Here is a 17,521-nt window from a genome sequence, read left to right on the forward strand (position 1 = left end):
CGGTGTTTCCGGCGGGTGCAACAGTCACACCGGGGACGACGGGTGACCAGGGATCGACAGTCCCTGGCTACCCGTGTCCGCGGATCGGCTGTCCCTGGCTGCCCTGATCAGGCGCGCCAACACTCGGATCCATGACCGAACAAACCCACACCGCAACTGGCCACTGGATCAACGGCGAGGTCGTCCCCGCCGGATCCGCCGAAACCATTACCGTCGTCAACCCGGCCAACGGGGAGATCGTCGCGGAGGTGCCCACCGGCACCGCCGCCGACGTCGACCGGGCGGTCGCCGCCGCCCGCGCCGCCTTCCCCGGCTGGGCCGCGACCCCGCCGGCCGACCGCGCCGCCGTGGTACGCCGCATCGGCGAGGGCATCCAGGCCCACAGCGAGGAGATCGCCACCGCGATCACCGCCGAGATGGGCGCCCCGCTCAGCCTGTCCCGGACCGCCCAGATCGGCTTCCCGGTCGCGGTCGCGCAGTCCTTCGCCGCGCTCGCCGCGGACTTCGGCTGGACCGAAGAGATCGGGAACTCGCTCGTCGTCCGCGAGCCGATCGGCGTCGTCGGGGCGATCACGCCGTGGAACTTCCCGCTGCAGCAGATCGTGTCGAAGCTGGCGCCCGCCCTGATCGCGGGGAACACCGTGGTGTTCAAGCCGTCCGAGGTCGCCCCGCTGACCGCGCGGATCCTCGCCGAGGTCACCGCCGAGGCGGGCCTGCCGGCCGGCGTCTTCAACGTCGTGTACGGCACCGGCCCGGTGGTGGGCGAGGCGATCTCCGCGCACCCGGACATCGACATGATCTCGTTCACCGGCTCCACCCGCGCCGGCCGGCGGATCTCCGCCGTCGCCGCCGAGACGGTCAAGCGGCTCGCGCTCGAACTCGGCGGCAAGGGCGCCAACCTCATCCTCGACGACGCCGACCTGCCCAAGGCCGTCGAGACCGGAGTGATGATGGCGTTCAGCAATGGGGGCCAGGTCTGCGGCGCGTGGCCGCGGATGCTCGTACCCGCCTCGCGGCAGGACGAGATCGTGGCGTTGGCGGTCGCGACCGCCGCGGCGTACACCGTGGGCGACCCGACGGACGAGGCCACCCGGATCGGCCCGATGTCGTCCGAGGCGCACCGGGAGAAGGTCAACGGCTACATCGAGCGCGGCATCGCCGACGGCGCGACGCTGGTCTTCGGTGGGCCCGGTAAGCCGGAGGGTCTGGAGAAGGGCGCCTACGTCCGCCCCACGATCTTCGCGAACGTGGACCCGAACTCTGCCATCGCCCAGGAGGAGATCTTCGGCCCGGTCCTGACGATCATTCCGTACGCGGACGAGGACGAGGCCGTCGAGATCGCCAACAGCACCGTGTACGGCCTCACCAGCGGCGTCTTCGGCGAGCCCGAGCACGCCCTCGCGGTCGCCCGGCGGCTGCGCGCCGGACAGGTCGACATCAACGGCGCGCAGTGGAATCCGCTCGCCCCGTTCGGTGGCTACAAGCAGTCCGGCAACGGCCGCGAGTTCGGCCGCCTCGGTCTCGAGGAGTTCCTGGAGACCAAGTCGATCCAGCGATGACGCCAGTCCACGCCCCGCGAACCACGAGCCTGTGCGGCGGGCGGTTCGCGGGGCGTGGCCGGTCGGCGGAAGGGATCCCCTCTCGATGACAACGCACATCGCGCCTGGCCCGGGGGCGGGGCGTACCATCGCCGTGATCGCCGGCGCGACGCTCGCCTTCGCCGCGGCGCAGACCGCGGTCGTCCCGTCGCTCGGCGCCATGGCCCGCACGCTCGGCGCCTCCGCCGTGGACGTGACCTGGACGCTGAGCGCACACCTCATCGCGGCGGCCATCTTCACCCCGCTGATGGGGCGGCTCGGCGACATGTTCGGCAAGCGCCGGCTGCTGACCCTCGCCCTGCTCTGCTTCACCGTCGGCGCGGTCGTCTCCGCGGCCGGCCCCGACCTGCCATCAGTGGTGGCGGGACGGATCATCCAGGGTGTCGGTGGCGGCGTCTTCCCGCTCGGCTTCGCCATCCTCCGCGACGAGTTGCCGCCCCGGCGGGTCGCGGGATCGATCGGCCTGCTCGCCGCGCTCTCCGGCCTCGGCGCCGGCCTCGGTCTGGTCATCGGGGGAGTGCTCACCGACCACGCCCCGTACCGATGGATCTTCTGGCTCGGTGCCGGCGCCGGGACACTGTCGACGGTCGCCGTCCGGTTCCTCCTGCCGAGGTCGCGCGTGGCCGGTGGCGGACGGGTCGACGTGCTGGGCGCTGCCGTGCTCGGCCTCGGCCTGGCGGCGCCGCTCGTCGCGATCGGCCAGGGGAACCGCTGGGGCTGGGGCGACGCCCGTACGGTCGGCCTGCTGGCCGTGGGCGCGCTCACCCTCGCCAGCTGGGTCCGGATCGAGCGGCGCACCGCGGATCCCCTGGTCCACATCCCGACACTCGCCCGGCCCACGGTCCTGCTGACCAACGTCGCAACCGTCTTCATCGCCCTCGGGATGTTCGGGGCGTTCGTCCTGCTGCCCCAGCTCGCCCAGGCCCCACCGGCCACCGGGTACGGGCTCGGCGTGACCGCTACCGGAGCGGGCCTGCTGCTGCTGCCGGGAAGCCTGGTGATGCTGCTGACCGGCCCGCTCGCCGGGGCGTTGAGCAGACGGTACGGCGCGAAGGGTGCCCTGATCCTCGGTGCGCTCGTCACCGCGGCCGGACTGTTCGCCCTGGCCCGCGACTTCGACTCCCGGGCCGCTCTGCTCGGCTACAGCCTGATCGTCTTCGCGGGGATCGGGCTGGCCCAAGCCGCCATGCCCAACCTCGTCATCGAGGCCGTCCCGGCCGACCGGACCGGCCAGGCCACCGGGGTCAACACGCTGGTCCGCTCCGTTGGCTCCTCGCTGGGCGCCCAGGTCGCCGCGACCATCACGGCCGCTAGCGCGGTCTCGGGCGGGCTGCCCGCCGCCTCCGGATACGCCCGTGCGTTCCTGGTCGCCGGCCTCGCGAGCCTCGCCGCCGTACTCGTCGGCGTGCTGATTCCGGGCGGCCCCGGCAACCGGCACCGAGCCGCCGAGGCGCCGGTCGTGGACGCGCCGGCGGGTCTTCCCTCCCGAGACGGACCGCGCTGACGTCGCGCAGTCCTCACCGGGGCGGGCTGGCCGGCCGTATGGTAGGCGGCACCGGGGAGCGCGGCAGCGGCGACGTGGTCGCCCCCGGCGGCTCCGGCTGTGGCAGGTCCGGCCAGACCGCGGCGGAGCGGCACTGGATCGGCCCGCCGTCGTCCCGGACGACCCGCAAACCTGGCAGCATCTTGCCGATGGTCCGGCCGCCGGCGAGCGCCTCCATGGCGACCGGGTAGCCGAGCACCATCGTCGCAGGACCGTGATGGCGATGCCCCGCATCAGGCGGAGCCGACGACCAGTGCGCCACTGGCGCCGACGAGCCCGACGACCGCGACGGCGGCGGTCCACCCGACGACGTAGAGCATGATCTGGAGCAGCGTGTCCAGCAGCCGGGCCAGCATGCGGGAGCCGAGTCGGGCCACCGGGCAGGTCGAGCCGGACCGCGTCACCGGTGACGAATCGGGCGGCGACGACGGCGGTCTCGTGGGTCTCCCCGACCGGTACGCTCGGCGGCGTCCGGCGAACGGGGTGGATCGCCAACCGCCCGCCGCCGTCGCCCATCTGGGAGCCAACGTGGATCTGGATGCCTTCGCCGCCGGACACAGCGCGCAGTGGCGCCGCCTCGTGGTTGCGCTCGCTGGCCGTGCCGATGACGGCCGCGCCGCGGGCGACGGCGAGTTGGATCGCGGTCGTACCGACCCCGCCAGCCGCGTCCTCGATCAGCAGCGTGGTCCGACGGCTCAGGTCGCCGCCGCCCGGCGCTTCGCCGCGCTCGCCATCGCGGCATTCCAAGCCTCCCCGGATGTCTCGCCGCTCCCGCCCGTGGCGCGGCTGGCGTCGCCGACGGCAGGCGCATGAGTCGGGCGATCGCTTCGTGGTCCTAGCGGTGGGGGCGTTCGTCGCGATGGCTTTGGGATGGACTCGGACCTCTACCGTCGCCCGTCCGCGTACCGGAGCCGCTCGGGCCATGGGCCACGGCGGCACATCCGCATCCAACAGCGCGGCCGCGTGGTACGACTGCCTTTACAGGGTCAGCTGACAGAACGGGCGAGTCGATGGCGACGAGGCGGGCGGCTGTGCCGCTGCGCCGGCCCGAGGCCCCGCAGCAGGCGACGTTTCTGGAACTGTTCTTCGACCTGGCGTTCGTCTTGGCGCTCGCCCAACTCTCGCACCTGCTGCTCGATCATCTGACCTGGAGCGGCGCGGCCCAGACCATGGTCTTGCTGCTGGCCGTGTGGTTGAACTGGACCGGCACAACCTGGATCACCGACCGGTTGGACCAGCACTGGGCACCCGTGCAGCTACTGGTCATGGTGAGCCTGCTCGGCAGCGCCACTCTAGCCGCCGCGGTTCCGGAAGCGTTCGGCAAACACGGCCTGATCTTCGCGGGCGTCTATGTCGCCACCCAGCTCGGTCGCATCACCTTCGTGATGGTCATCATGCGCGGGCACGAACTTGAGCGAACCGCCCTACGAGGCTTGTTGTGGTGTGGTGTGTCCGCTCTGCCGTGGATCGTGGGAGGGTTCACGCACGGCATCACCCGCGGTGTCCTGTGGACTCTTGCGGTAGCTGCCGACTACGCCGGACACACCCTCGCCTATCGCAGGCCGGGGGGTGGCCGCAAGCCAGCGTCGGCTCCGCCACCTGCCGCCGAGCATATGGCCGAGCGTTACCGACAGGTCTTCATCATCGCCCTCGGCGAGCTGATCCTGCTCAGCGGGCTGGCGCTCAGTGCCAGCGGCTTCACGCTCGACAAGACGGCGGCGTTCGTGGTGTCGATCGCCGCCACCACACTGTTGTGGCGGATCTACATCTATCGCGCCGGCGAACTTCTCCCCGCAGCCTTCTCCGAGGCCGAGTCGTCAACCCGCGTTGCCCGCTGGGAGGTATACGTTCACCTGGTCATGGTGGCCGGCGTCGTTGTCACCACCGTCGGTCAAGTACTCGTCATCGAGCACCCGCTCGGGCCAACGACACCGGCCTGGAGCGTTGCCATTTTCGGCGGACCCGCACTGTTTCTGGCCGGCCGCGCGGGCTTCGAGTACACCGTTTTTGCACGGGTGTCCTGGACCCGGCCGATCGGGATTCTCGTGCTCGCGGCCCTGACTCCGGTAATGCTCGTCGGGTCACCACTCCCTGCCGCCATCGCCGTCACCGCAGTCCTTGCCGGGATCGCCGCCGCCGACGCAGCCCGCGCCCGAGGACGCCCACCCGAACGGCCGTCACCACCTGGCTAGACGCGTCACCCACGTCCCGAGACTGAGCTGTCACGCAGGTCATGAGACCCGACATTTTGGGCCGGCAGCGGCCGGATAAGGAGTATTGGCCAGGCACAGACGGCGCTATGGTCTGTGCATGTCGCTCGTCTCGTGGGCCTATTGAGGTCTGCCGGCAGAACCTTTCAGGGACGTTGCCTCGCCGGTGGGCTCACGTTCAGGGTGTTGCCTCAAAGGCGCGTACCCTCACGCGCGCCGCCATGATCTACCAACACGCAACCCGTGACCGGGATCATGCCATCGCTGCCACCCTGGACGCCCTGATCGAGGAGGCGCGAGGCAAGATCGGCGCCTGATCTGGCACGGCTCTGGCACGTAGCATCTGATGAGGCCAGAACCAACAAACGCCCTGATGGGGGATTCGATCCCTCATCAGGGCGTTCTCACGGGTGGAGCCGAGGGGACTCGAACCCCTGACCCCCACACTGCCAGTGTGGTGCGCTACCAGCTGCGCCACGGCCCCGTGGTGTCGTGCCGGTCGCCCGGGCACGGGAGAACTATACACACGTCATCCGGCATGGTCACATCGCGGGGGTCCGACCGCGCGGGGGTCAGTTGAGCGCCACGTCCGGCGGAAAGTGGGCCACCGCCGCCATCATGCCGCCCTGCCGCCGCAGCACCATCGGCCACAGGTCGTCGGGACGGTCGACGAAGGCGTCGCCGGGCAGCGCGTCCAGCACGAACCAGGAGCCCTCCTCGATCTCCTGCTCCACCTGACCGGAACCCCAGCCGGAGTAGCCCGCGAAGACCCGGATCCCGCCGATGCTCTCCCGCAGCCGGTCCGGGTCGACCGACAGGTCGAGGGTGCCGACCGCGCCGGAGACCTGGTGGAAACCCTTGACCCGCTTGATCGGCTGGCGCATCCGGGCGAGGCAGATCGCCGAGTCCGGCTGCACCGGGCCGCCCTCGAAGAGCACCGCCGGGTGCCCGGCCAGCTCGCCCCAGTCGCCGAGCACGTCCGCCACCGGCACCTCGGTGGCCCGGTTGAGGACGACCCCCAGGGCGCCGCCGGGCTCGTGGGCGACCAACAGCACGACCGTACGGTCGAAGTTCGGATCCTTCAGGGTCGGTGTCGCGACCAGCAGCCGCCCGGCCATCGACTCCGTCGCCCGCCCGCCGATCGCCTGCCCCTCTCCCTGCATGCCGGACACCCGTCAGACCGACCGCGCCGGTGCGGTCGGGGGCACCGGTGTCAGCCGCGCCGTCAGCGCCTCCGCAACAAGCCCTAACACCATGCCTGGCACCATAGCCTGCACCCGGGCCGGTGGCTAAGGTCTGACCGTCGGGTGATCGACAGACGTGAGGGAGGACCGATGGGTGCCACTGCGGAACTGGCGGTGATCGGCGGCTCGGGCCTCTACGCCCTGCTCGACAACGCCACCGAGCACCGGGTCGACACCCCGTTCGGGCCGCCCTCGGACCCGGTCACCATCGCCGACCTGGGCGGCCGGCGGGTGGCGTTCCTGCCCCGGCACGGCCGGGACCACCGGCACCCGCCGCACAAGATCCCCTACCGGGCGAACCTGTGGGCGCTGCGCTCGCTCGGCGTCCGCCAGGTGCTCGCCCCGTGCGCGGTCGGCGGTCTGCTCCCCGAGCTGGGTCCGGGCACGTTCGTGGTGCCGGACCAGCTGATCGACCGCACCAGCGGTCGGGTGCAGACCTACTACGACCGGGGCGCCGTGCACGTCTCCTTCGCCGACCCGTACTGCCCGGTCGGCCGCCGTACGCTGCTCGCCGCCGCGCAGCGACGGGACGTGCCGGCGGTGGACGGCGGGACGGTGGTGGTGGTGGAGGGTCCGCGCTTCTCCACCCGCGCCGAGTCACGCTGGTTCGCGTCGATCGGCGGGACGGTGGTCAACATGACCGGTCATCCCGAGGCGGTGCTGGCCCGGGAACTGGCCCTCTGCTACTCGTCGATCGCGCTGGTCACCGACCACGACGCGGGGGTGGCGGGCGGCGGCTCGGTGACGCAGGAGGAGGTGTTCCGCGTCTTCGGCGAGAACACCGACCGGCTGCGCGGGTTGCTGCTGGAGGCGGTGCGGGCGCTGCCGGCCGGGCGGGACTGCGACTGCGGCCGGGCGCTGGACGGCATCAAACTGCCGTTCGCACTGCCGTAGCGGCTGACCGAAACAACCCCTCCCACCCGGCCCGCCCCGATACGTTAGGTGCGATGGCCACGGTCCGCGACACCACCTACGACCTGCTGCGCGACCTCGGCATGACGACCGTGTTCGGCAATCCCGGTTCGACCGAGGAGCCGTTCCTCGCCGCCTTCCCGGACGACTTCCAGTACGTCCTCGCTCTGCAAGAGGCGTCGGCGGTCGGCATGGCCGACGGGTACGCGCAGGTCACCGGCCGCCCGGCGCACGTCAACCTGCACACCGCGCCGGGGACCGGCAACGCCATGGGCAACCTGGTGACCGCCTGGCACAACCGGGCTCCGCTGATCGTCACCGCCGGCCAGCAGACCCGGGAGATGCTGCTCATCGAGCCCCGGCTGACGAACCGCCGCGCCACCGAGCTGCCCCAGCCGTACGTGAAGTGGAGCCACGAGCCGGTGCGGGCGCAGGACGTCCCGGCGGCGCTCATGCGGGCGTACGCCACCGCCGTGCAGCCTCCGGCCGGGCCGGTGTTCCTGTCGCTGCCGCTGGACGACTGGGGTCAGCCCGCCGACCCGTACCGGCCGCCGCGTACGGTTTCCACCCGCATCGCGCCGGACCCGTACCGGCTGGGCGAGTTCGCCGCGGTGCTGGCCGCCAGCCGCACGCCGGCGCTCGTGTTCGGGGCCGGGGTGGACCGGGCCGGCGCCTGGCCGGCGGCCGTCGCGCTCGCCGAGCGGCTCGGCGCCCCGGTGTGGACGGCGCCCGCCCCGGAGCGGGCGACCTTCCCCGAGGACCACCCGCACTTCCAGGGCGTCCTGCCGTACGCGATCGCGCCGCTGGCCGAGAAGCTGCGGACCCACGACACCGTGCTCGTCGTGGGCGCACCCGTGTTCCGCTACTACCCGCACGTCCCCGGCGACCACCTGCCCGAGGGGGTTCGCCTGCTGCACGTCACCGACGACCCGGACGAGGCCGCCCGGGCCCCGGTCGGCGACAGCCTGCTGGGGGACGCCGGCCTGACCCTGGCCGATCTGTTGGACCTGCTCCCGCCGGGTGACCGCCCGCCGCCCCGGCCCCGGCCCGCGCCGGCTCCGCCCGAGGACGGGACGCCGCTCAGTCCGGACGCGCTGTTCGCCGCGTTGGCCGGGCACTGGCCGGCCGACGGGATCCTGGTGCAGGAATCGCCGTCGAACCTGTCCGCCCTGCGCCGCCGGCTGCCGATCACCCGGCCGGCGTCGTACTTCACCATGGCCAGCGGCGGGCTCGGTTACGGTCTCCCGGCGGCGGTGGGTGTCACCCTGGCGCAGCGGGACACCGGCCGGGGCCGGCCGGTGGTCGCGGTGATCGGTGACGGGTCGTTCCACTACTCCATACAGGCGCTGTGGACCGCCGCGCAGCTGCGCCTGCCGCTCGTCGTCGTGGTTCCGGTCAACCAGCAGTACGCGATCCTCAAGGCGTTCGCCGACTTCAAGCAGACGCCCGGGGTACCCGGCCTCGACCTGCCCGGCCTCGACATCGCCGCCCTGGCCCGGGGCTACGGCTGCGCGACGGCGACCGTCGAGACGCCGGACCAGCTCGGCGAGGCGCTGGCCGCCGGCCTGCGGGCGGACCGCCCCACGGTGCTGCCGGTGCCGATCCGCACCGAGGTACCCGGGCTGCTCTGAGCCGCTCCGGCCCCGGGGTTCCGGAGCCGGGCGCACCCGGTGAGCGGTGGTGGCTCGGGGCGGTCCGCAGCCGCGTCAGCCGGTGGTGATTCGCAGCGGCGCGCCGGTGAGCACGTCGAGCACGGGCCGCTCCCCCAGCGGCGCGGCCAACCGGACAGTCACCGGCTCCAGCACGAGTTGGTCGGTGCAGACGCCGGTGGACCGGATCACACCGCCGCCGACCACCACCACGTCGTCACGTTCGAGCACCAGCGGGGTCGTACCGGTGTCGCAGGCGCCGAGCCCCAGCCGCACGGTCAGCGTGGCGCCGTCCACCGCGCGCAGGTCCTGGGCGCCGACCACCCCCTCCGGGGCGGGCGCCGGCGGGAGGGTCGGCTGCGGCACCGCGCCGACGGCGGCCGGGGCGACCGCGAGCCGGGCCACCCGGGCGGTCAACTCGTCGACGGTGAACAGCCACGCCGGCACCTGCGCCTCGCCACGGCTGGTGCGGACCGGCACGGTGCCCAGCTCCACCGCGGTCACGGTCAGCGGGACGCACGCGGTCTGCGGGGCGCTGCTCACCGCGCCGTCCGGCCCACCCGGTGTCGCCGGGGGCGGCGTGCCGGGATCCTTCGGGCGCCCGTCGCAGGGTGGCGGGTCCCCCTGGTCGAGCTGCCGGTACGCCTCGGCGGCGGCGACCAGCGGCACGCTGAGCGTGCCGTCCGGGAACCGGATCGTGCCGTCGGCGCGCCGGGCGGTCGGCAGTGGAATCTGGTCCCGGTACCACCCCGCCCGGAAGGCGGTTTCGGTGTCGGGGCTGAAGCCGGGTTTCCCGACCAGCACGGTGGGTTCCTGGAGCGGCACGTACCCGCTCTTCCACCGCGGGTCGGGCCGCCACGCCTCGGCGACCTGGGCGGCCCGCTCGTCGAACGCCGGCCACGTGTCGCGCGAGGGCAGGGCGACGTCCGGCTCGGAGCCGGCCGGCGCGCAACCCGCGGCGACCAGCAGGGACAGGCTCAGCAGGGTGACCATTCGACGCATACCCGCTTGGACGCGACAACGCATGCGCCGGTTCCGTCACCACTTGTTCGCCTCGACGATGCGGGTGCGCCCGGCGCGAGTGCCCCCGCACCGCCGGGAGATCAGTCCTCGCCGCCGAGATCCGTCTGGTACGCCTGCCAGAGCAGGTCCGCGCCGCGCTGCCGGTGCCGCGCGAGCGCCCACACCAGGTGCTCGGTGGCGCGGCGGAGTTCCTCGGCGGCGACGCCCGGACGCTCGGCGGCCTGCCGCAGCGCGTCGAGGGCGGCGACGATGACGCTGTGCTCCCGCACCAGGCGCGTTACGCCGTGCTGCAGCCGGGGTGCGTGGTGGAGCAGTTCCGCGTACCTGCCGGCGGGGCCCTCGGTGAGCCGGACGTGCTCGGCGAACTCCTGTCGCACCGGTCCGAGGCGGCGCAGGAGCCGCTCCCGCCAGTACGGCTCGGTGTCGAGCGCCCGACTCAACGCATGGGGGCCGGGAAGCAGGTTGGCCCGGGGTCGGCGGGCCGGTGTGGGCCGGGCCGACGTGGGGGCGACGGACGGTTGCTGGATCGGACCGGTGACCATGGGCACCTCCCAGCGCTGCTGACCGCGTACGCCGATGGTGAACCTCACCGGCCGGCCTGTCCAGGGCCGGCGCCCGCCACAGTCACCCCATCCGTCCCACCGGCACCGGCGGTCACATCCGTCCCGGCGAAGGGCCCGGAGACGACTGTGCGCCCCGGTCCGGTGGACCGGGGCGCACAGGTCAGGTGGTGGAGGTGCCGGGAATCGAACCCGGGTCCTTCGCCGCCTTGTCAGGGCTTCTCCGAGCGCAGCTCGCTGTGCCTCTACTCGGCCCCTCCGATCACGCGAGCGAGTCGGTGTGACGGGCCCAGTCGCTGATTGATCTCGCCGCACGGACCCCGCGACCGGGTCCGATTGGCCAGCCTTCTAGCTGATGCCGGCTAACTGGGTCGAAGGCGCTCCCAGGCCGACAGACTCGCTACTCGCCTCAGGCGGCGAGAGCGAAGTCAGCGCGATTGTTCTTGGCGCTTATTGGTTTCCGACGACCGATTCACGAGACGACGTCGGCTTCCTCGGCTCGCTTCCCCTGCCGCAACGTACGAAGTCGAAACCAGTCACCCCCTCGACAGGCCGCCCCTTTCGGCGGCACCGTCAAGCCTAACGCCTGCCGCAACGGGTTTCATCCCGAGCCCCCGGGACGGCGCGCCGGCCCGGACAAGGCAGACAAATCAGTCATCCATCCCCTTGCCGCGCCGGCCGGCGACCCGGGCGATCTCCCGGTCCGCGTCCCGCTTGGCGAGGTCCTGCCGCTTGTCGTACGCCTTCTTGCCCTTGGCCAGGCCGATCTCGACCTTGGCCCAGCCGTCCGAGAAGTAGACCTGCAACGGCACCAGCGTGAGCCCGCTCTCCCGGGTCTTGCCGATCAGCCGGTCGATCTCCAGCCGCTTGAGCAGCAGCTTGCGGGTACGCCGGGGCTCGTGGTTGGTCCACGTCCCCTGCGTGTACTCCGGGATGTGCATCCCGTGCAGGTACAGCTCGCCGTTGCGCTCCTGAGCGAACGCGTCGACCAGCGACGCCCGCCCGGCCCGCAGCGACTTGACCTCGGTGCCGGTCAACGCCATCCCCGCCTCGTACGTGTCGAGGATCGAGTAGTCGTGCCGGGCCTTGCGGTTGGAGGCGACGACCTTCCGTCCCTTTTCCCGTGGCATTCGGCGCCACCTCCCTTCCTGGTCGCTCCCGGCCGTCCGGAGAGCGGAGATCATGCTACCCGAACAACAAGAGCCCTTCCGCGCCGTTTATTCCGGCACGGAAGGGCCCTCGCCAGCGCGAACGAGGAGTGAGCTTACGAACCTCGAAGTCCGCGCGAACGGCGTTCGGCACCCGTACGGCGACTAGACCCGCAGGTAGAAGCGGAGGGTGACCCAGGCGGTGACGGCGCTGATCAAGCCGCCGACGGCAGCCATCGCCGGGAAGGTCAGGAAGACCTCGCCCCAGCTGACCGGCGCGAAGAGGCCCTGGAGCGCGCTGAGCGCGCCGTCGAAGAGGAAGATCTTCAGGCCGATGAGGGCGCCGAGGGCGAGCACCGAACCGATCAGACCGGCGACCACGGCCTCCAGGACGAACGGTGCCTGGATGAACCAGTTCGAGGCACCGACGAGCTTCATGACCGCGACCTCACGCCGCTTGCTGTACGCGGCGACCTGGATCGTGTTGGCGACCAGGAGCAGTGCGGCGACGGCCATCGCGATCGCCGCGAAGAGGGCGATGTTCTGGCCGGCGGTGAACAGGTTGAAGATCTTGTCCAGCACGCGGCTCTGGTCGACGACCTGGTCGACGCCCTCGACGTTGGTGTACTGGTCGCTGACCGCCGTGTACTGCTGCGGGTCGACCAGCTTGAGCCGGTACGACTCGGGCAGCACGTCGGGCTTGACGGCGCTCAGCAGGTCGGGCGAATCGCGGAACATCTCCTGGAAGCGCTTGTACGCCTCGTCCTTGGTGACGAGGGTGACCTCCTGGACCAGCGGGTCGGCGTCGAGCTTGGCCTGGATGTCCGCCTTCTGCTGATCGGTCACCTCGTTGTCGAGGAAGATGGAGACCTCGATCTTCTCGAAGTACAGCTCCTTCATGTCGGCGACCTTGGTGTAGATAAGACCGCTGGCACCGAGCATGGTCAGCGAGACCGCCATCGTGATGATCATCGCGATGGTCATGGTCACGTTGCGCCACAGTCCGACCAGTACCTCGGACAGGACGTATTTCACGCGCATCGGGGATTCCTCCGGGTCTCCGGCATGTCTTCGTCGTCAGGCGGGGTGGAGCGCCGGCTCACCCGTAGACGCCGCGGGCCTGGTCACGCACGATCCGGCCGCTCTCGATCTCGACGACCCGGCGGCGCATCTGGTTCACGATGTTGGAGTCGTGGGTGACCATGACCACGGTCGTGCCGGTGCGGTTGATCCGGTCCAACAGGCGCATGATCTCGATCGAGGTGTCGGGGTCGAGGTTCCCCGTCGGCTCGTCCGCCAGCAGGATCAGCGGACGGTTCACGAACGCCCGGGCGACGGCCACCCGCTGCTGCTCACCACCGGAGAGCTCATGCGGGTACCGGTGCTCCTTGCCACCGAGCCCGACCAGCTCCAGCACCTCGGGCACGACCCGGCGGGCGACCGCCTTGGTCTTGCCGATCACCTCGAGGGCGAACGCCACGTTCTCGTACGCGGTGCGGTTCGGCAGGAGACGGAAGTCCTGGAAGACGCAGCCGATCGAGCGCCGGAAGTGCGGTCGCTTCCAGGAGCGCATCGACGTCACGTCCTTGCCGTTCACGACGACCCGACCCTTGTTGGGGCTGACCTCGTGGAGCAGCATCTTGATGATCGTGGACTTGCCGGAGCCGGATGGGCCGATGAAGAAGACGAACTCGCCCTTCTCGATCGAGACGGACACGTTGTCGAGCGAAGGCCGGGACGCCTTCGGGTACGTCTTCGTCACTTGCTCAAGCTGAATCACGGGTGGTGAGTCTACGCGGTGTAACCGGAGAGCCAAGTCCCACGCCCCACGGTTGCGGGACGAGTCATCGATTAACTGGGGATCGTGGACATCGACGACGCGCTGCGCCCACGATCGGTCACGCGCTGTCGCCGGCGAGCTGCTGCTGCTTGCGCCAGCGGATGCCCGCCTCGATGAAGGCGTCCAGTTCGCCGTCGAACACCGACGACGGGTTGCCGGTCTCCTGCTCGGTTCGGAGATCCTTCACCATCTGATACGGGTGCAGGACGTACGAGCGCATCTGGTCACCCCAGGAGCCGGCGGCGTCCGTCTTCAGGCCCTGGAGCTTGGCCTGCTCCTCCTGACGCTTACGCTCCAGCAGCCGGGCCTGGAGGACGCGCAGCGCGGACGCCTTGTTCTGAAGTTGGGACTTCTCGTTCTGGCAGGTGACCACGATGCCGGTCGGGATGTGGGTGATCCGGACCGCCGAGTCGGTCGTGTTGACGCTCTGCCCGCCCGGGCCGGACGACCGGTACACGTCGATCCGCATCTCGTTCTCGGGGATGTCGATGTGGTCGGTCTGCTCCACCACCGGCAGCACCTCGACGCCGGCGAAGCTGGTCTGCCGGCGGCCCTGGTTGTCGAACGGGCTGATCCGGACCAGCCGGTGGGTACCCGACTCCACGCTGAGCGTCCCGTACGCGTACGGCACCTTGACCGTGAAGGTGGCCGACTTGAGGCCCGCCTCCTCGGCGTACGAGGTCTCGTAGACCTCGGTCGGGTAGCCGTGCCGCTCGGCCCAGCGCAGGTACATGCGGAGCAGCATCTCGGCGAAGTCCGCCGCGTCCACGCCACCGGCGCCGGCCCGGATGGCGACCAGCGCCTCCCGGGAGTCGTACTCGCCGGAGAGCAGGGTGCGGACCTCCATCTCCTCGATGGCCTTGGACAGCCCGGTGATCTCCGACTCGACCTCGGAGAGGACACCCGGGTCGGACTCGGCCTCGGCCAGCTCCAGCAGCACCTGGGCGTCGTCGAGGCGGGAGCGGAGGCCGGAGAGCTTGCTGATCTCGCCGTTGACGTACGACAACTGGGAGGTGACCTCCTGTGCCTTGGCCTGGTCGTCCCACAGGTCGGGGGCGGAGGCCTCCTCCTCCAGGCGAGCCTTGTCCGCCCGCAGCTTGTCGATGTCGAGCACCGACTCGATGTTGCGCAGGGTGGCGTCGAGGTCCTTGAGCTGTTCGGCGTAGTCGGCAGCGGTCACGACAGACAAGCGTACTGCGTCACCCGACCGGGGCGGACTTCAGCCAGGAGAGCGCGGCCTTGTGGTAGGCGACGGCGAACTCCAGCGCGCTGGCGTCGTACGGGTCGCCTTCCTTCTTCGCGCTCTTGACCTGCTCCCGGACCCGCGCCAGGGCTTCGGTGTGGTACTCGTTCGCGGCGGCCTGGAGGCTCTTGAGCTGGCTGGCCGAATGCAGGTTGCCGAAGGCGATCCGCAGGGCGATCGGGTTGCGGATGGTGTCCCGGCCCGGGTCCTCCGCCAGCCACTTGGAGAACGTCCGCTTGCCGGACGCCGTGATCGCGTACGGCTGACTCATCCGCGGCCCCGGCTTGCCCAGCCGGACCAGTCCCTTCTCGGCCAGGACGGGCAGTTCGCGGTAGACCTGGCTGCGGGTCATCGACCAGTACGGCGCCAGCCGGCGCTCGGCGGCGGCCATCAACTGGCCACCTGTCATGGGGCCCTCATGGAGCAGCCCGAGCAGGGCCGCCGCCGTGGGGTTGACTCCGGAATCCGCCATGCCCCTCACGCTGCCACTTTGCCGACGTGGCGTCCAGGATTTCACAGTTTCGCCACCCGTTGGGACTTCCTATGTGCACTGTCGGCCGGCGACAGTGCGCAGGGTCGCCACCGGTGGCATCCGCTGTCCCACCCGTCTCGGGTGTTAAGAAGGGGCCCCTGCTCTACACGAGGCGTTAAGAAGGGGCCCCTCCTTGCAACTCATCCCATGTGGGGGTAGGTGTGGTCGGTCGGCGGGACGAAGGTCTCCTTGATGGTCCGGGGCGACATCCACCGGATGAGGTTGTGCCAGGAGCCGGCCTTGTCGTTGGTGCCGCTGGCCCGGGCGCCGCCGAAGGGCTGCTGCCCGACCACCGCGCCGGTCGGCTTGTCGTTGATGTAGAAGTTGCCGGCCGCGTACCGCATCTTCTCCGCCACCGCGTCGACCACCTGGCGGTCGGTCGCGAAGATCGACCCGGTCAGGGCGTACGGCGCGATCGACTCGGCCTGGGCGACCACCTCGTCGAAGCGACCGTCGTCGAAGACGTGCACGCCGAGGATCGGACCGAAGTACTCGGTGGTGAACGTCTCGTGGGCCGGGTCGCTGCACTCGAAGAGGGTGGGCCGGACGAAGTACCCGACGGAGTCGTCGGCGGTGCCGCCGGCGAGGATCCGGCAGGTGTCGTCGTCCGAGATCAGCTCCAGCGCCGCGGTGTGCCGGGAGAACGCCTTGTTGTCGATGACGGCCCCGCCGAAGTTGCGGAAGTCGGTCACGTCGCCGTAGGCGAGGCCCTCCGCGGTGGCGGCGAGCCGGTCGCGCAGGCCACCCTCCCAGATCGACCGGGGAACGTACGCGCGGGAGGCGGCCGAGCACTTCTGGCCCTGGTACTCGTAGGCACCCCGGATCAGGGCGGTGTGCAGCGCGTCCACGTCGGCGCTGGAGTGGGCGACCACGAAGTCCTTGCCGCCGGTCTCACCGACCAGCCGCGGGTACCCCCGGTAGCGGGCGATGTTCTCCCCGACGGTCCGCCACAGGTGCTGGAACACCTTGGTCGAGCCGGTGAAGTGGATGCCGGCCAGGTCCGGGTCGGCGAGCACGACGTCGGAGACCTCCTCACCCCGCCCGGTGACCATGTTGATCACGCCCGGGGGCAGCCCGGCCGCCTCGAACAGGCGCATGGTGAAGTGCGCCGCGAACTGCTGCGTGGGGCCCGGCTTCCAGACCACGGTGTTGCCCAGCAGGGCCGGCGCCGAGGGCAGGTTGCCGGCGATCGCGGTGAAGTTGAACGGGGTGATCGCGTAGACGAAGCCTTCGAGGGGCCGGTGGTCGAACCGGTTCCACACGCCGGGGGACGACATCGGCTGCTCGGCGAGGAGCTTGCGGGCGAAGTGCACATTGAACCGGAGGAAGTCGATGAACTCGCAGGCCGAGTCGATCTCGGCCTGGACCACGGTCTTCGACTGGCCGAGCATCGTGGCGGCGTTCAGCGTGTCCCGCCAGGGGCCGGCCAGCAGCTCGGCGGCCCGCAGGAAGATCGCGGCCCGCTCCTCGAACGGCAGGGCCCGCCACATCGGTGCCGCGTCCTTCGCGGCCTTCACGGCGGCGCGGGCGTCGTCGTGGGTGGCGTGGGCGGTGACGCCGAGCACGTGCGCGTGCCGGTGCGGCTGCACGACGTCGATCGATTTGCCGCTGGCCATGCGCTGCTCACCGGCGATGGTCATCGGCAGGTCGATCCGCTCGGCGGCCAGCTCGGTCAGCCGCCGCTGGAGCCGCTCCCGGTCGGCGCTCCCCGGCTCGTAGGTGCGTACCGGCTCGTTGCGCGGCTCGGGTACGGAGAACACGGCGTCCATCACAGGCTCCTGTGCGATCTCGACAGCGGTGGCGAAATCGGACCCGCGGGCACCGGCCGGACGACCGGGTGCCGGGCGCCGGACGGCAGAGCCGGTCACGGCGGCGGGACCTCGGCCGATTCTCCCACGGCGGGCGCCCCGCCCCATCACCACCGCCCGGCCTCCGCAGGCTGGTCGACGCGCCCTCGGAGCCGTCGGCCGTGGGCGCGTACCCTGGGTGACCGGTGAACGCCGGCCCCGCTGGAGGCCG

The 17,521-nt window shown here is 71.2% G+C and carries 17 protein-coding genes, 1 tRNA gene, 1 other RNA gene and 1 pseudogene; 6 read left to right on the forward strand and 14 right to left on the reverse strand.

All coding sequences use genetic code 11. The features are described from left to right. Positions 1–131: 131 nt before the first annotated feature. Both ACN26Y_RS02780 and ACN26Y_RS02785 read left to right on the forward strand, forming a co-directional pair. The gene (locus tag ACN26Y_RS02780; RefSeq protein WP_422734217.1) at positions 132–1,559 is read left to right on the forward strand and encodes an aldehyde dehydrogenase family protein; all 1,428 of its coding nucleotides are present in this window, start codon (positions 132–134) and stop codon (positions 1,557–1,559) included. Between the two features lie 85 nt (positions 1,560–1,644). Next, entirely contained in the window at positions 1,645–3,102 is a 1,458-nt protein-coding gene (locus ACN26Y_RS02785) for an MFS transporter (RefSeq protein ID WP_422734218.1), read from the forward strand. A 13-nt stretch (positions 3,103–3,115) separates the two neighbouring features. On the opposite strand, the gene ACN26Y_RS02790 is transcribed toward ACN26Y_RS02785, so the two are convergent. The 3 genes and pseudogenes from ACN26Y_RS02790 to ACN26Y_RS02800 all read right to left on the reverse strand — a co-directional run. Continuing rightward, the gene (locus ACN26Y_RS02790) at positions 3,116–3,343 is read right to left on the reverse strand and encodes a hypothetical protein (protein ID WP_422734219.1); all 228 of its coding nucleotides are present in this window, start codon (positions 3,341–3,343) and stop codon (positions 3,116–3,118) included. Positions 3,344–3,374: 31 nt separating this feature from the next. Continuing rightward, entirely contained in the window at positions 3,375–3,545 is a 171-nt protein-coding gene (locus tag ACN26Y_RS02795) for a hypothetical protein (protein WP_422734220.1), read from the reverse strand. A 172-nt stretch (positions 3,546–3,717) separates the two neighbouring features. Further along, a pseudogene (locus ACN26Y_RS02800) lies at positions 3,718–3,828 on the reverse strand (NADP-dependent oxidoreductase); the annotation flags it as partial. A 344-nt stretch (positions 3,829–4,172) separates the two neighbouring features. On the opposite strand from ACN26Y_RS02800, the gene ACN26Y_RS02805 reads away from it, so the two are divergent. After that, positions 4,173–5,333: a low temperature requirement protein A gene (locus tag ACN26Y_RS02805; protein WP_422734221.1), complete on the forward strand. Its 1,161-nt coding sequence runs from the start codon at positions 4,173–4,175 to the stop codon at positions 5,331–5,333. A 239-nt stretch (positions 5,334–5,572) separates the two neighbouring features. Beyond that, the gene (locus ACN26Y_RS02810; protein ID WP_422734222.1) at positions 5,573–5,668 is read left to right on the forward strand and encodes an integrase; all 96 of its coding nucleotides are present in this window, start codon (positions 5,573–5,575) and stop codon (positions 5,666–5,668) included. A gap of 94 nt (positions 5,669–5,762) precedes the next feature. Here ACN26Y_RS02810 and ACN26Y_RS02815 read toward each other — a convergent pair. Together ACN26Y_RS02815 and ACN26Y_RS02820 are read right to left on the reverse strand one after the other, a co-directional pair. After that, positions 5,763–5,835 (reverse strand) — tRNA-Ala (locus ACN26Y_RS02815). Between the two features lie 88 nt (positions 5,836–5,923). Beyond that, positions 5,924–6,514 (reverse strand): YqgE/AlgH family protein, encoded by a 591-nt coding sequence (locus ACN26Y_RS02820; RefSeq protein WP_422734223.1) that lies wholly within the window; start codon positions 6,512–6,514, stop codon positions 5,924–5,926. 171 nt (positions 6,515–6,685) lie between these two features. Between ACN26Y_RS02820 and ACN26Y_RS02825 the strand changes: the two genes are divergently transcribed. Both ACN26Y_RS02825 and mdlC read left to right on the forward strand, forming a co-directional pair. Beyond that, entirely contained in the window at positions 6,686–7,489 is an 804-nt protein-coding gene (locus ACN26Y_RS02825) for an S-methyl-5'-thioadenosine phosphorylase (protein ID WP_422734224.1), read from the forward strand. A gap of 53 nt (positions 7,490–7,542) precedes the next feature. Continuing rightward, a complete protein-coding gene (gene mdlC, locus ACN26Y_RS02830; RefSeq protein ID WP_422734225.1) occupies positions 7,543–9,138 on the forward strand; it encodes a benzoylformate decarboxylase in 1,596 nt (531 codons plus the stop codon). A gap of 75 nt (positions 9,139–9,213) precedes the next feature. Here mdlC and ACN26Y_RS02835 read toward each other — a convergent pair whose 3' ends face one another. The 9 genes from ACN26Y_RS02835 to pruA all read right to left on the reverse strand — a co-directional run bounded on the left by ACN26Y_RS02835 (position 9,214) and on the right by pruA (position 17,271). Further along, complete coding sequence (locus ACN26Y_RS02835; protein WP_422734226.1) at positions 9,214–10,158, reverse strand: hypothetical protein; 945 nt, start codon at positions 10,156–10,158, stop codon at positions 9,214–9,216. Between the two features lie 101 nt (positions 10,159–10,259). Next, positions 10,260–10,769, reverse strand: a complete 510-nt coding sequence (locus tag ACN26Y_RS02840; RefSeq protein ID WP_422734227.1) for a hypothetical protein — start codon at positions 10,767–10,769, stop codon at positions 10,260–10,262. Positions 10,770–10,907: 138 nt separating this feature from the next. Further along, positions 10,908–11,283, reverse strand: a transfer-messenger RNA (tmRNA) gene (gene ssrA / locus ACN26Y_RS02845). Between the two features lie 106 nt (positions 11,284–11,389). Continuing rightward, positions 11,390–11,869 carry an SsrA-binding protein SmpB gene (gene smpB, locus ACN26Y_RS02850; RefSeq protein ID WP_366598546.1) on the reverse strand — a complete coding sequence of 160 codons (480 nt, stop codon included), beginning with the start codon at positions 11,867–11,869 and terminating at the stop codon, positions 11,390–11,392. A gap of 183 nt (positions 11,870–12,052) precedes the next feature. Then, positions 12,053–12,928, reverse strand: a complete 876-nt coding sequence (gene ftsX, locus ACN26Y_RS02855) for a permease-like cell division protein FtsX (protein WP_366598547.1) — start codon at positions 12,926–12,928, stop codon at positions 12,053–12,055. A 58-nt stretch (positions 12,929–12,986) separates the two neighbouring features. Next, positions 12,987–13,667, reverse strand: coding sequence for a cell division ATP-binding protein FtsE (gene ftsE / locus ACN26Y_RS02860; protein WP_109802316.1), 681 nt, complete (start codon positions 13,665–13,667; stop codon positions 12,987–12,989). 118 nt (positions 13,668–13,785) lie between these two features. Beyond that, the gene (gene prfB / locus ACN26Y_RS02865; protein ID WP_422734228.1) at positions 13,786–14,907 is read right to left on the reverse strand and encodes a peptide chain release factor 2; all 1,122 of its coding nucleotides are present in this window, start codon (positions 14,905–14,907) and stop codon (positions 13,786–13,788) included. Between the two features lie 19 nt (positions 14,908–14,926). Then, entirely contained in the window at positions 14,927–15,442 is a 516-nt protein-coding gene (locus ACN26Y_RS02870; protein WP_366598549.1) for a PadR family transcriptional regulator, read from the reverse strand. Between the two features lie 200 nt (positions 15,443–15,642). After that, positions 15,643–17,271, reverse strand: a complete 1,629-nt coding sequence (gene pruA / locus ACN26Y_RS02875; protein ID WP_422734229.1) for an L-glutamate gamma-semialdehyde dehydrogenase — start codon at positions 17,269–17,271, stop codon at positions 15,643–15,645. Positions 17,272–17,521 lie beyond the last annotated feature (250 nt).

Source organism: Micromonospora sp. WMMD558 (assembly GCF_049315255.1).
GTDB lineage: Bacteria > Actinomycetota > Actinomycetes > Mycobacteriales > Micromonosporaceae > Micromonospora.

Excerpts from the sequence above, each read along its gene's own strand:
- ACN26Y_RS02780 (WP_422734217.1), top strand. The coding sequence starts at position 132 with ATGACCGAACAAACCCACACCGCAACTGGCCACTGGATCAACGGCGAG.
- ACN26Y_RS02785 (WP_422734218.1), top strand. The coding sequence starts at position 1,645 with ATGACAACGCACATCGCGCCTGGCCCGGGGGCGGGGCGTACCATCGCC.
- ACN26Y_RS02790 (WP_422734219.1), bottom strand. The coding sequence starts at position 3,343 with ATGGTGCTCGGCTACCCGGTCGCCATGGAGGCGCTCGCCGGCGGCCGG.
- ACN26Y_RS02810 (WP_422734222.1), top strand. The coding sequence starts at position 5,573 with ATGATCTACCAACACGCAACCCGTGACCGGGATCATGCCATCGCTGCC.
- ACN26Y_RS02820 (WP_422734223.1), bottom strand. The coding sequence starts at position 6,514 with ATGCAGGGAGAGGGGCAGGCGATCGGCGGGCGGGCGACGGAGTCGATG.
- ACN26Y_RS02825 (WP_422734224.1), top strand. The coding sequence starts at position 6,686 with ATGGGTGCCACTGCGGAACTGGCGGTGATCGGCGGCTCGGGCCTCTAC.
- mdlC (WP_422734225.1), top strand. The coding sequence starts at position 7,543 with ATGGCCACGGTCCGCGACACCACCTACGACCTGCTGCGCGACCTCGGC.
- ACN26Y_RS02835 (WP_422734226.1), bottom strand. The coding sequence starts at position 10,158 with ATGCGTCGAATGGTCACCCTGCTGAGCCTGTCCCTGCTGGTCGCCGCG.
- smpB (WP_366598546.1), bottom strand. The coding sequence starts at position 11,869 with ATGCCACGGGAAAAGGGACGGAAGGTCGTCGCCTCCAACCGCAAGGCC.
- ftsX (WP_366598547.1), bottom strand. The coding sequence starts at position 12,928 with ATGCGCGTGAAATACGTCCTGTCCGAGGTACTGGTCGGACTGTGGCGC.
- ACN26Y_RS02870 (WP_366598549.1), bottom strand. The coding sequence starts at position 15,442 with ATGGCGGATTCCGGAGTCAACCCCACGGCGGCGGCCCTGCTCGGGCTG.
- pruA (WP_422734229.1), bottom strand. The coding sequence starts at position 17,271 with ATGGACGCCGTGTTCTCCGTACCCGAGCCGCGCAACGAGCCGGTACGC.